The sequence below is a fragment of the Aquipluma nitroreducens genome (genome assembly GCF_009689585.1).
GTDB lineage: Bacteria > Bacteroidota > Bacteroidia > Bacteroidales > Prolixibacteraceae > Aquipluma > Aquipluma nitroreducens.
The window spans coordinates 586,226-598,532 of the sequence record NZ_AP018694.1 but is presented as its reverse complement, the minus strand read 5'-3'; the positions used below and the strand labels follow the sequence as shown (position 1 = coordinate 598,532).

Below are 12,307 nucleotides of genomic sequence, written 5' to 3'. Positions count from 1 at the left end.
TATTATTTATTTCCAATTTGAGGATTCAACTTCTTGTTTGGTTTTCGAATGGGCCGATTCGAATAATAATAGGCAACATGCTCAATGGCTTTCCTGATACTCACATTGATCGGGTTGTAATCGTTAGCCATTTGCGTGTCGATGAAGTAGATCTGGTAATAAAAGTCAGTTACCAACGGGATATTCATTCCTTTGGCGTTAATAAGTTCAGATGCTCGCTTGAATTCTTCAGGGTATTCGTGTTTGATGTGAGTACAGGTGTAAACCGCTAATTTCGAGTTCTTATCGCGAACCGCAGAAAACCCAAAAAGTCGGCAAATAAGTCCACGCTGTTCATAGGCGCCACAACCCGCTGTTTGTCCAAGCGCTGGATTTTTCGCCAGGTTGATGCAATGTTCGGGTTCGGTGTCCAAAAGATCAAGAGCGGCTTCGTGTAAGTTGTTCTGGACCAGATGATAGGCAAGTGGCAGGAATTCGAGAACATTGGCTTCCAATCCCTTCTTTAAGCAGCACAGGTTGCAATTTGTCAAACACTTCAGGTTCGATTGGTTCCCAAATTTTTGGGTTTCTCTGTCTAATTGTTTAAAAACCCGTTCAATTTTTCTGATCTTTTCGAGCATAAAATTACTTTTCGTAAAAGTGCACCAAATTTAGTCGAAATGTTGATTAATTTTTGTGACAAATGAAAAGATTCACAGGTCATGTCAATCCGTTGTAAATAAGGAATATCGGTCTGATTTTGATCAACTTTGCGAATAAAGCGAATGGTAATTTAGGGTTCCCAGGGCGATTTGTGGGTAGATACACTAACTCGTGTTTCGACTTTAAAGTTTTTGGAAACCTTGTATTGCATAAACATGGATGCGCCTTTGGTACTCATATTTTGGATGGCCGGATTTAGCGCAGGCCGATCGAAAACAGATTGTGCTCCAAAGCTATTTCCACCAAACGAAAACTTATCGCTTACACGGTAAGTCGATTGATTAAAAACCGCTCCATTGGTATAAAAAGGTGAAACTATAAATCCGTTCGTCGAAAAGGACTCAGTTGTTGATTTGGAAGAATTGAGGTATTTTTTAATGTCCAGATTTTTACTGTAATCGGGTAGAAGTGGCTGGTTAAACATGGATTTATCGGGCAAATTTATTTCTCCCATCGAAAACGAATTCTCAAAAAGCAAAGGTTTCTCCAGGTTGAGTTCTTTCAATCGATCTTCCTGATGAATCTGTGGAATGCTATCTAAACGGATTTCCTTTTGTGCATAACTAAAAAGTACTGCACAAAAGGAAATCAGGGAAAAAATAAACCGTTTCATACGGTAAATATAGTTTATTGATTCTAAAATAACTTCATTCCCAAACTGATTACAAACGTTCCGTTTTTGGTGTCAAAATCAAAGTTTGGTGTGTCGTACAGATTGTTACTGAATGACTCTTTTCTGACATCCAGCGACAGGAAAAGGAAATCAATACCCACGCCATACTGCCATCCAAAGAAACTATTTTTCAGATTGTCTTCGGTAAGTTGACCTTTAACACTTTTATCGGTTAAGAATGAGAATGTTGGCCCAGCCAAAACACGAAGATTCAAGGCTTTCTGATCAATGATTTTAAGTCCAAGCAGAACTGGAACATCAATGGTTTTCAGATCAAACGAATTGATGGTTGAAAGACCAAGATCACTGGCGCTTATCACTTTACCTTTTTTTGAATTTGAATAGGCTTCAGGCTGAAGGTAAAGCCGTCCAAGATTAAAGCGTGCAAAAGCACCAAATTGATAACTGTTTACTGCTTCTGCATTATAATCAGACATATGTGTCGAAATCTTAGACGTATTCATCCCGATTTTTGGGCCAAAATCAAAAAAGTCCTGAGCATTCCCTGTTATGGCAACTATAGCCAACAGGATAAGAATTGTAAGTTTTTTCATGGCTGTTTTATTTACTGAATAAACGTTTAATTGTGATTATTAGTATAGACAAATATTATGCCTGATAGTTGCACAACAAAACGCTTACAGCGAACTGCGAATGATTAGCCGGGTGGGCATAACAGCGTTAACTCGCTCTTTATTAACAATGAAGTTGGCACAATCTTTACCCAATCGAATAAAATCGGTAGAGATTACTGTAATCCCGGAGCCAACAATTTCTTTCATCGGAGAATCATTATAAGAAATTATGCCTACATCTTTCCCAATTTGATAACTGTTTTTCTTGCAATCTTTCACAATCTTAACCAAATCTGAATCTTTGATGACCAGATAGGCTTGTCCCGGCTGAACTTCGCGGTCGTCAATATTCTCCAGTACATTGTGTTTCAGTTGGTGTTCGGTACAAAACCGGTTGAATGCATCGATGGTTTCAATGGGATGCGGAGTATTTTTTGGGAAAACAAGTATAAATTCCTGGTATTTCTGAATAAGTTCCAGCCCTGAACTTAAACAATCGTAAACAGCCTGATTAAAATCCTGGGTGAGACTGGAAACCTCATTTTTAGGATCAAATCCCATATCAAGGATCAACAGTTTTTTCGGATCAATTTTTCGGACCACTTCTTCCAGACTTTTGTTGTCGATATTCATCACAATATACATGCTGTAACGACCCAGGCTGTTCAGAATAAGCTGATTAAAAATTTCGGGGTTGTAGTGGTGAAATAAAAGGTCAATCGAATACGTATCAGGAATATTTGCCCTCAACGATTTGTAGAGTTGTTCCTTAAAGGCACTGAAATCGTCTAACAGAATAAATACCCGGTACGACTCGGAGGAAACAAAATATCCCTTGGTTGGAGTTGAGGAAATGATGCTTCGTTGCTTTAAAATCGAATAGGCTTTAAAGATGGTGTCGCGCGAGATCCCACTTTCACGGTTTAACTGATTGACTGAGGGCAAAAAATCACCATCTTTTAAAATTCCAAGATTAATTGCTTCGCTAACAGCATGAATCAATTGCTGTATCTTGGTTTGAGAAGAACTTGCGTCTAATTTAAATGTAAATTGTTCCATCCTGATTGTTTTGAAAAAGCCTGAACTGCAAGTACAATTCAGGCTTTCAACTTATATCAGTTGCGAAGATAGCAAATATTGCATTATGTCCGTTCACTGAAGTGAACGGCAAAGGATACCTTTACTTATACAAAGGGCCATAGGTGGCACAGGCACGGTAATCAGCACCTTCTTTGTCGGTTCCGAAAGCCGACCAGGCACTTGGCCTGAAAATCTGGTCGCTGCTAACATTGTGCATATTTACCGGAATGCGAAGAATCGAAGCCAAAGTAATGAGGTCGGCGCCGATGTGTCCGTACGAAATTGCACCATGGTTAGCGCCCCAGTTAGCCATTACGCTGTACACATCTTTGAAGGCATCGTTATCAGCCAAACGAGGAACGAACCAGGTAGTTGGCCAGGTTGGATCGGTACGTTTGTCTAAAACAGTGTGAATCTCATCGGGTAGTTCAACAGTCCATCCTTCAGCAATTTGTAAAACAGGACCAATCCCTTTTACCAGATTTAACCGCGACATGGTAACCGGCATTTCGCCGGCTGTTTTAAACAGCGATGAATAACCTCCACCTCTGAAATAACCTTTGTTTGCCGGTGGCCATTGCGTATTTTCGAGGCAAGCATCCACATCTTTAGCGGTAATGTCCCAGAATGCTTTCATCACCGGATTTCCTTTGGCATCTTTTTGCCGGGCAGTTGCATCCAGTGTTGTCGATCCTGAATTGATTAGGTGGATGATACCACCACTTGCTTTTCCGGTTAGCGCCTTACCGGTTACCCTTTTCACTGAATCAGGACTCCAGAATGTGCGCACATCCGAGAAAATCTGGGCGGTGTTGGTCAGTAAATGGCCAAACAACATGGAAACTCCATTTAGGCTATCGTTTTCAGTTGCAAACACAAAGGCTTCGCGAATTCCATTCCAGTCGAACGACGAATTCAGGATAGCTTCAGTAAAGTCAGCATTCGGGTAATAATCGGTCCATTGGCGTTGTCCCTGGAAACCTCCCAAAATGGCATTCCGGCCTTTCGATTCTTCGCCAAAACCCATTGCCTTTAATTTTGGATTTCCAACCATCAGGTCGCGGGCAATTAAAGTCATTTTCACCACAACTTCCCACTCCCAGTCTTTCCGTTTGCGATCCGACTGAAGTTCGGCAGAGTTTAAATCGGCTCCTTCTTTACAGTTGGCTTTAGTCCATGCCATTGCCTTTGCATATTCTTCCTGATCAAAAATGCCTTTTTCAATCCGGCGAATTAGCTCAACCGATTCAACAAATTCAGTTCTGATTCCAAGATATTCCTGAAAGAAATCGGGATCGACCATCGAACCGGCAATACCCATGGAAGAGTAACCGATTGATAAATACGATTTTCCTTTCATTTGAGCAGTAGCCAGAGCCGCTTTGGTGAAGCGTAACAATTTTTCCTGAACATCGGCAGGAATGCTGGTGTCGCCTGCATCCTGAACATCGCGGCCATAAATTCCGAATGCCGGAAGTCCTTTTTGCGAATATCCGGCCAATGCGGCTGCTAAATAAACAGCGCCCGGACGTTCGGTGCCGTTGAACCCCCATACTGCTTTGGGCATCGAAGGGTGGGTGTCCATCACTTCGGTTCCGTAACACCAGCATGGCGTAACAGTCAGCGATACGCCAACGCCTTCTTTTTCGAATTTATCGGCACAATAAGCGGCATCGGCAACACCGCCAATGGTGGTGTCGGCAATTACGCATTCCACTTTTTCGCCACTTGGGAAACGCAGGTTTTCTTCAATAAATTTTGCGGCAGCTTTGGCCATGTTCATGGTCTGCACTTCGAGCGATTCGCGCACGCCCATTTCTCTTCCGTCAATCACAGGGCGGATGCCAACTTTAGGCAAACGGCCTATCAATCTGCTGTTTTGAGTCATCGTAGAGTCAGTTTTTAAGTTTTAATTTATATGAATTTCGTGTTGTCCTGTACTGTGCTGCTAAGTAAGTGCTTTTTTTTAAATTCGGAAGTGTTGAGGAACACATTTCAGGAATTTTTGGAATGAAATACTTCAGGCAGTTGATGGATCTCAGTAGCTGTTCTTTTTATCTTTTTCGTGCGAAAAGTAATTGCAGCGATTTAGGTCTGATAATTGCGCTAAATTTGTGCCTATTGATAATCAGAGTCACATTACGATGAAAAAATTCTTACCATACCGCCCAGTAGCAGTAGTTATTTGGTTTCTGTGTTTTTGCGCATCGGATGCTTTTTCCCAAATTGATCCTTCAGCATACCTCGACAAACAAGGGCAGCTCAATTATTCGTCGCTCGATTTTTGGTATGCGCGTAAAGTGAAGGAATCCATTTTGTTGAGTGGTAAAACCATCGATTTATATGGGGTGGGAGTGGTGAGTCCCCAATCTGATTTTTACGACACCAAGTTGAAAGATCCGAAATCGCCCTGGGCAACCTCAAACGTTTATTCGAAAATGGTTCTTGATGTGGGAAACACGAGAGTTTATCCTGAAAAAAGAGGCGATGGTTCTTGTTGCCGGTTGGAAACAGCGATACGAAAGGACAACATTGCCGGGCTTAAAGTTGAAGTTTTGATTGCCGGAACTTTATTCGTTGGGGAATTGAACGAGCCGGTTCGGGGTTTAAAAGATCCGCTGAAAAATGTCAATCAGGGAATAGCATTTAGTAAAAAGCCCAAAGCGGTAAAATTCGACTATAAATATCGTGTTGGAAATCAGCGGGTAAAAGCCGTTTATAGCATCGATCCGGTTGAAGGGCCTGACAAGGCTGAGTTTTGTGTCATTCTTCAGAAACGATGGGAGGATCAGAATGGGAACGTGTTTGCTACCCGCATTGGAGGCGCCCGTCGGTTTTTTACCGGAACGGTCAGTCAATGGGTCAATGGTGCCACATTTCCGGTAACTTATGGCGATTGTACCCGTTTGCCTGAATACGATGCTAAAACGATGGGCTTAATTCCTGGAGCTGGAGAGGTTTATGTCAGGAATTCGAAAAATAAAATGGTGCCACTGGTCGAAACCGGCTGGGGAAACCCCGAAGATGTTCCTACACACCTGATTTTTTATTTTACATCGAGCTACCAGGGAATCCTGTACCAGGGCTCTCCCGAATCGGTTTTTTGGGTCGACAACATTGAGTTTGTTTACTGACCGGACGGGTAGGGATGGGATTTTGCGGTGTGAAATGTAGTTAAATCAGTTAAAATAAAAATACTGATTATCAATAATATCTGAAAAAAGTACCCTATATTTGGTAGTATATACTAGTTATGTGGCAAGGTTATTGGGCAGTCACAACTAAGAGAGAGAAATAAAATAATGAAAGTAAACAGAGACAACTTTTGGGAATTTGACTGGTTGGTTCGGACTTCACCTGGCAACCTTTTACTTTTAATGATATTCATTCCCATTCTATTTTTTATTTGGCTTTTCAAAGTTGGACAGCTTTCAGAGAGAAAATTATCGTTAAAACCTGATTACTTATTCAGATTTCTTTTGGTTATATTTTCTCTTGGAATTACGCTATCTTTTTCAACGTTAGTTTTTGGTGAGTTTCTCGATTTTGACAAGTACTTTAACTATATTTTCTGGCCAATCTATTTATGTTTTATCTATGTTGACTTTTACATTACGAAATTGACATGTAAGGTGGAAAACAAAAAGAAACATAGTTCAGGCTTTGCAGAAAAAGTAGGGAGGTTTATTGTGCTTTCAACATTAATACTTGGAGCATTTTTGCTTCAGCCGACATTTAATAAATTGTTTGATAAAGATTAAAAAATGAACCCAGCCCATAACTTCAGCTACCCCCAAATTCGGCGGCAGTGGTTTTCGGTGGGCATCTTTCCGCTCAAGCTGCTTTTCGGCTTGACAGGAATTGAAAATCTACGATAGCCAAATCGCCCGCAATCAGCACCTACGTATGGTATCCTACGTTAGTTAGAATAATAGGCAGTCAATTGACACCGATGTAATTACTACAAATTGATATACATATGAAACGAGCCCTGAGGAATTATTTTTCACACAAGAGAATGACTATTCAGGCGAGTTCCATCTGGCAATTAAAAAACAAATTATAGACAGATGAAATTGATTAATTTAGTTTTCATAACTTTTATGGTTTTACTAGCTAATTCTTGCAGTATTTCACAACACAAAAAAACAGATACAGATATGAAAGATTTGATGATTCGCATCTCTGAAATAGAAATTGATTTTCAAAGTCTTGAGGAATATAAAGCAATTCTGAAAGAAGAAGCTAAGGCTTCAGTATTATTAGAACCAGGTGTCATTTCAATTTACCCCATGTTTCAGAAGGATAATCCAACTCAGGTGAGAATCCTGGAAATTTATGCAAATAGAGAAGCCTATAAGTCGCATTTGGAGACACCGCATTTTCTGAAATATAAAACCACTACTCTTAAAATGGTTAAATCGTTACGACTTGTAGACATGGAAGCAATTGACACAGACACTATGCGTGAGATATTTAGTAAATTAATAAAAGATAAAAATTGACACGAATTGGACTAAAATGTAAAATTACCGCCGCTAGCATCAGCTACCCTTGCGGCAGCAGTGGTTCTTGGTGTGCATCTTTCCGCCCGGGTCGGAATTGTCTGCAAAGGTTAGTTACAAACCTTAAATCTGAATTTAGTATTGCTAATTTTAAATAACTTAAGCGATGAAACGACCATGAGAAATCTTTTCTCACACGGGAGGATGACTGTTGGGAGTTGCATCTGGCAAATAAAAAACAAAATCTAAACAGATGAAATGTAAAATTTTGGTCTTAACAATTCTTCTTCTGTCTTTATCCGTCAGCTCTTTTGCGCTCAAATCAGGTAGGAAGTATTACCTCACGGGACAGGTTCTTGATGTGAACAACAAGCCTGTATCTGGCGCAATGGTGTTAATCGACAACAAAAGCTCTGATGTTGTTACCGACGATAAAGGCATGTATAAGGTTCGGGTAAACGCCGATGCCGCTCAAATATCTGTTCTCAATTTATCAGGAGCCCTGATGAAAGAAGAAATTAATGGACGAACGGTAATCAATTTCTCGCTTAGCGAGGCAATGCCTCCTAAGGAAGTGGTGATGCAGGAGAACCCGGATAATGAAGTTGTAAATATTGGTTATGGTTCGGTGCAAAAGAAAGACCTGGCAAGCAGCGTAGGTAATATCGATGGGCAAAATAAAAAGTTTGCATCGTATCATAGTATTTTTGATGTGATTAAAGGTGAAGTTCCTGGAGTTCAGGTGGCTGGAAATAGTATAACAATCAGAGGTATTGGCACCGTCAATGCTTCAAGTGATCCTTTGATCCTTGTTGACGGCGTTGAGGTAAAGGTCGAATCACTGGGGGCAATCGTTCCACAAACGGTTCGTTCGATTAGTATTCTTACCGGTTCTGATGCTTCTATTTATGGTTCGAAAGCCGCAAATGGAGTGATAATGATAACCCTGATGGGAAAATAACAACGACCTGCTTTTTGATGCAAAATTGAGTTGAAGGTGATTGTCAATGTCGAGGTGATGAAATAAAACAGTAAAGGCCGAATTTCTCCGGCCTTTACTGTTTATAGTTGATTGATTCTATTCAGCAAATAATGATCGGCCAACACAATGGCGGCCATCGATTCAACAATCGGAACTGCTCGCGGCAGCACGCAAGGATCGTGACGACCTTTGGGATTGATAGTCACTTCGTTTTCGGCACGATCGACTGTATTTTGTTCTTTTAGCAAGGTAGCAATCGGTTTAAACGCTACGTTAAAATAAATGTCTTCACCGTTCGAAATTCCGCCCTGAATCCCTCCTGAATGATTGGTTTTGGTCCGCACACCGGTTTCAGTCTTGATGAAAACATCGTTGTGTTCCGAGCCCGATAAGCGCGTTCCGTCGAAACCTGATCCATATTCGAAGCCTTTAACGGCATTGATTCCAAGCATGGCAAAACCCATGTCGGCATGAAGTTTATTAAATACAGGTTCGCCCCAACCGGCAGGAACGCCTTGAATAACGCCGGTTACCACACCGCCAACGGTATCGTGATTGCGACCTGCTTCTTCAATCCGGGCAATCATTCGATTGGCAGTTTCGACATCCGGACAACGAACAATGTTCGATTCGGTCTGGCTTAAATCAAGTTCAGTATAGGGTTTGCCGAGTTGAATTTCACCAACTCTCGAAACATAAGCCTGAATGGAAACACCAACTCTTTTCAGAAGTAATTTGGCTACCGCTCCCGCCACCACACGAGCAATGGTTTCGCGTGCCGATGACCGACCGCCTCCACGATGGTCGCGGGTTCCGTATTTCTGAATGTAGGTGTAATCGGCGTGCGATGGGCGGAAAACATCTTTCAGGTCGTTGTAGTCCGACGAATGCTGATCTTTGTTCCGTATTTGAAAGGCAATCGGTGTTCCCTGCGTTTTTCCTTCAAATATTCCGGATAAAAATTCAACCTGATCACTTTCGTCGCGTTGAGTTGTAATCTTTGATTGACCGGGTTTCCGTCGGTTCAACTCATTCTGGATAAAATCCAGATCGATTTCCAAACCGGCAGGGCAGCCGTCGATGATTCCTCCAATGGCTTTCCCGTGCGATTCGCCAAAAGAAGTTAACCTGAAAATTTGTCCAAAGCTATTCATAGAGTCAAGTAAAAAGTAAAAAGGCAAAAGTAAAAAAAGGAAAAGGTCAAGACTGCTTCTGGGTTACTCTCGTAAAAACAGTTCTAAATACTTTGTGCCTTCGTGTCTTTGTGTTAAAAAAATGATGAAACAAAAAATGTTGTCCCAAAATACGAAATTTTGAAACAACATCTTTAAATTATCTGTGAGAGCTGATTAGCAGCCGCATCCGCAACCACCTTGTTTGCCTTCGGTGCTGCATGCGCCTTCAGCACAACCTTCTTCGTCGTCGCAACCACAATCACCACTTCCGCAACCGCCGCTTCCGCAACCACAACCACCACCGCTAACTAAAGCAGCAAGTTCGTCATCAGTAGCTTCTCTTACTTCAGTGATCTGACCTTTAAAGAAAAGGTTTTCGCCAGCCAATGGATGATTAAAATCCATTTTTACAATATCGTCGGTAATTTCCAAAACCAAACCATTCAAGCGTTGACCGCTTGTGCTCATCATCGGAACAGTAGCTCCAACTGAGACGATTTCTTCATCAAACTCACCATCGATAAAGAAAAGGTGTTTTGGAAGATCAACAATTGCATTTTCATCCAATTCGCCGTAAGCGTCAACATCCTGCAAGCTAATTTCGAATGGATTTCCTACTTCGAAACCTTCCAAAGATGATTCAAATTTTGGAAGCATCAATCCTGCGCCAAACACAAAACTCAATGGTTTCTCGCTTGTTGCCTGCTCAATCAATTCCCCCTCTGCATCATCGTAATGTAAATCGTATGTCAGGGAAACCATTTTGTTTTTTCCTATTTTCATAGCCTTTTGTTTTAATTTTTAATAATTGTACAAAGAAATAAAATAAGTGGATAATACAAAAAGTATACAGCCATTCATTTCAGTTAGTTAAAGATAACATCAGAAACAGCCTTTGGTTTAGTCGTTCGAAAGAGTTTTTACCATTTTCTGATCTGATGGTCATCCGTTTCAGGCTATTTTTTGATCAGCTTTGTCGTAAATTGATTCTTGCCTTCTTCAATTTTCAGGATATATACTCCTGAAGTTAATTGATCGAGATTGGTAATCGTTTGATTGTTTGATACATTAAGGTATTCAGCAACTTTTCTTCCTGAAATGTCGGAGATTGAAACCTTAGCTGTTCCGATTATTCCTGAAATTACAATTTTATCGACGAACGGATTGGGGAAAACGTTTGCCTGAATTTGGTGCAATTCAGAAGTTGATGTCACAATTTCACGATTCAGGTTGTCGATGCAAAAATAGCCGGGTGTTTTCATCCCAAAGTCATTGTTATCAGTCGAACGTAATGAAAATTCAAGTTTCGAGATGCGACCGAGTTTTTTGAGGTCAACCCATTTCCAGGTATTCAGGATATAATCGTTGGCATTATTGCTGTAAGCAAAATCGGCCAGATTAAAACTGACTTCACCGGTTGATTTGCCATCCGAATCGAATCCCTGAATAGTTAACAGTAACCAATCGGGATCGTTCCCGCTCTCTCCACCAAATTTTTTTGCAAATCCATCTCCGTTTTTCATCGAAAGGTACGCGTACGTACTGTTGGTCACATATAAGCCAGAAACAATGGTGTCAGCAAAGGTTATTTTAGAGACGGGGTATGGATAACCTACAGCATAATTGGTTGTTCCGTTAACACCTTTGCCTGTAATCGCACTGTACTGATTGATGTATCCCGGTGTGGTTACATCGGTTTTATTCGAAGCGGCAAATCCCGACCAGCTATCCCAATCGGCTGTATAATCGGTAAAGAAACGGAAATTTCCACTGGCAAATCCTCCTTTGCCATCGCTGCCATTGTAAAAGCCTTGAGTACCCAGATTCAGATTTTCGAAACTGGCAGAAGTAACAGGTTGATAGTTGTATGGCTTTTCTCCATTAAAATCATCCATGCAAAAATATCCGGGAGTATTCATGAATCCGTAGCTATTGTCGCTCGAACTGAGGCTGAAACGAAGCTTTTTTGCTTCTTTCAGTTGGCTAAGGTCAACCCATGTCCATTTATTCAGGATGTAATCTTTCGAATTGTCGGTTGAACGGAAGTCGGCCAGGTAAAAATAAACTGTATCAACAGGCTTTCCGTTAGTATCCAAAGCCTCAATCATTAGCTTGAAATAATCGGGATCGTTTCCACTTTCTCCGCCAAATTTCTTGGCAAACGCATCCCCGTTCTTCATCGAGAGATAGGCATAGGTTGAGTTTGTAACGTAGAATCCCGTGGTTTGAGCTGAAGCTTTTAATTCAAGTTCAGCCGAAGGTGATGGATAACAAACTGCATAGTTGGCACTTCCTTCATAGCCTTTCCCGGTAATTGCACTGTACTGGTTGTCGTAACCGGCTGTTGTTGCATCAGTCGAATTCGAGTAAATAAAACCATTCCAATAATCGCCGGATGTACTTTTGGTATAAGCATTATAGAAAGTTATCCCCGAACTTTTGAAACTTCCCGATAAATCGGAGCCGTTCCAGAATGTTTCCGGAGCCAGACTCAGGTCGTCAAACTTGGCAACTGTTTGTGCCGTTGCATTAAATACGATAAAAGCGGCAAGCAATGCCATCATGTAGATTTGTTTCATTATGTAAAAATTTTGAATGGTTTCAAAAGATTTACA

Annotated in this window: 12 protein-coding genes; 4 read left to right on the top strand and 8 right to left on the bottom strand. The window is 41.1% G+C overall.

Translation table 11 applies throughout. From position 1 onward, the window contains the following. Positions 1–2: 2 nt before the first annotated feature. The 5 genes from AQPE_RS02470 to AQPE_RS02450 all read right to left on the bottom strand — a co-directional run bounded on the left by AQPE_RS02470 (position 3) and on the right by AQPE_RS02450 (position 4,918). A complete protein-coding gene (locus tag AQPE_RS02470; protein ID WP_318349462.1) occupies positions 3–620 on the bottom strand; it encodes a YkgJ family cysteine cluster protein in 618 nt (205 codons plus the stop codon). Positions 621–772: 152 nt separating this feature from the next. Further along, positions 773–1,315 carry a hypothetical protein gene (locus AQPE_RS02465; RefSeq protein WP_318349461.1) on the bottom strand — a complete coding sequence of 181 codons (543 nt, stop codon included), beginning with the start codon at positions 1,313–1,315 and terminating at the stop codon, positions 773–775. 23 nt (positions 1,316–1,338) lie between these two features. Next, positions 1,339–1,929 (bottom strand): outer membrane beta-barrel protein, encoded by a 591-nt coding sequence (locus AQPE_RS02460; protein WP_318349460.1) that lies wholly within the window; start codon positions 1,927–1,929, stop codon positions 1,339–1,341. Between the two features lie 84 nt (positions 1,930–2,013). After that, positions 2,014–3,009: a GntR family transcriptional regulator gene (locus AQPE_RS02455; protein WP_318349459.1), complete on the bottom strand. Its 996-nt coding sequence runs from the start codon at positions 3,007–3,009 to the stop codon at positions 2,014–2,016. A gap of 121 nt (positions 3,010–3,130) precedes the next feature. Further along, positions 3,131–4,918 carry an L-fucose isomerase gene (locus AQPE_RS02450; RefSeq protein ID WP_318349458.1) on the bottom strand — a complete coding sequence of 596 codons (1,788 nt, stop codon included), beginning with the start codon at positions 4,916–4,918 and terminating at the stop codon, positions 3,131–3,133. A gap of 256 nt (positions 4,919–5,174) precedes the next feature. Here AQPE_RS02450 and AQPE_RS02445 point away from each other — a divergent pair, with 256 nt between their 5' ends. From AQPE_RS02445 to AQPE_RS02430, 4 genes are all read left to right on the top strand, one after another. Beyond that, positions 5,175–6,164: a PCMD domain-containing protein gene (locus AQPE_RS02445; protein WP_318349457.1), complete on the top strand. Its 990-nt coding sequence runs from the start codon at positions 5,175–5,177 to the stop codon at positions 6,162–6,164. Positions 6,165–6,332: 168 nt separating this feature from the next. Continuing rightward, positions 6,333–6,791: a hypothetical protein gene (locus AQPE_RS02440; RefSeq protein ID WP_318349456.1), complete on the top strand. Its 459-nt coding sequence runs from the start codon at positions 6,333–6,335 to the stop codon at positions 6,789–6,791. 309 nt (positions 6,792–7,100) lie between these two features. Beyond that, a complete protein-coding gene (locus AQPE_RS02435) occupies positions 7,101–7,535 on the top strand; it encodes a putative quinol monooxygenase (RefSeq protein WP_318349455.1) in 435 nt (144 codons plus the stop codon). Positions 7,536–7,788: 253 nt separating this feature from the next. Further along, positions 7,789–8,496, top strand: a complete 708-nt coding sequence (locus AQPE_RS02430) for a TonB-dependent receptor plug domain-containing protein (RefSeq protein WP_318349454.1) — start codon at positions 7,789–7,791, stop codon at positions 8,494–8,496. A gap of 101 nt (positions 8,497–8,597) precedes the next feature. On the opposite strand, the gene aroC is transcribed toward AQPE_RS02430, so the two are convergent. From aroC to AQPE_RS02415, 3 genes are all read right to left on the bottom strand, one after another. Continuing rightward, positions 8,598–9,671: a chorismate synthase gene (aroC, locus tag AQPE_RS02425; RefSeq protein WP_318349453.1), complete on the bottom strand. Its 1,074-nt coding sequence runs from the start codon at positions 9,669–9,671 to the stop codon at positions 8,598–8,600. 195 nt (positions 9,672–9,866) lie between these two features. After that, entirely contained in the window at positions 9,867–10,475 is a 609-nt protein-coding gene (locus AQPE_RS02420) for an FKBP-type peptidyl-prolyl cis-trans isomerase (protein WP_318349452.1), read from the bottom strand. Positions 10,476–10,648: 173 nt separating this feature from the next. Beyond that, positions 10,649–12,271, bottom strand: a complete 1,623-nt coding sequence (locus AQPE_RS02415; RefSeq protein WP_318349451.1) for a DUF4465 domain-containing protein — start codon at positions 12,269–12,271, stop codon at positions 10,649–10,651. Between the last annotated feature and the right edge of the window lie 36 nt (positions 12,272–12,307).

What these genes read in the sequence shown, in the direction of transcription:
- AQPE_RS02470 (WP_318349462.1), bottom strand. Translation starts at nt 620, where the DNA reads ATGCTCGAAAAGATCAGAAAAATTGAACGGGTTTTTAAACAATTAGAC.
- AQPE_RS02465 (WP_318349461.1), bottom strand. Translation starts at nt 1,315, where the DNA reads ATGAAACGGTTTATTTTTTCCCTGATTTCCTTTTGTGCAGTACTTTTT.
- AQPE_RS02460 (WP_318349460.1), bottom strand. Translation starts at nt 1,929, where the DNA reads ATGAAAAAACTTACAATTCTTATCCTGTTGGCTATAGTTGCCATAACA.
- AQPE_RS02455 (WP_318349459.1), bottom strand. Translation starts at nt 3,009, where the DNA reads ATGGAACAATTTACATTTAAATTAGACGCAAGTTCTTCTCAAACCAAG.
- AQPE_RS02450 (WP_318349458.1), bottom strand. Translation starts at nt 4,918, where the DNA reads ATGACTCAAAACAGCAGATTGATAGGCCGTTTGCCTAAAGTTGGCATC.
- AQPE_RS02445 (WP_318349457.1), top strand. Translation starts at nt 5,175, where the DNA reads ATGAAAAAATTCTTACCATACCGCCCAGTAGCAGTAGTTATTTGGTTT.
- AQPE_RS02440 (WP_318349456.1), top strand. Translation starts at nt 6,333, where the DNA reads ATGAAAGTAAACAGAGACAACTTTTGGGAATTTGACTGGTTGGTTCGG.
- AQPE_RS02435 (WP_318349455.1), top strand. Translation starts at nt 7,101, where the DNA reads ATGAAATTGATTAATTTAGTTTTCATAACTTTTATGGTTTTACTAGCT.
- AQPE_RS02430 (WP_318349454.1), top strand. Translation starts at nt 7,789, where the DNA reads ATGAAATGTAAAATTTTGGTCTTAACAATTCTTCTTCTGTCTTTATCC.
- aroC (WP_318349453.1), bottom strand. Translation starts at nt 9,671, where the DNA reads ATGAATAGCTTTGGACAAATTTTCAGGTTAACTTCTTTTGGCGAATCG.
- AQPE_RS02420 (WP_318349452.1), bottom strand. Translation starts at nt 10,475, where the DNA reads ATGAAAATAGGAAAAAACAAAATGGTTTCCCTGACATACGATTTACAT.
- AQPE_RS02415 (WP_318349451.1), bottom strand. Translation starts at nt 12,271, where the DNA reads ATGAAACAAATCTACATGATGGCATTGCTTGCCGCTTTTATCGTATTT.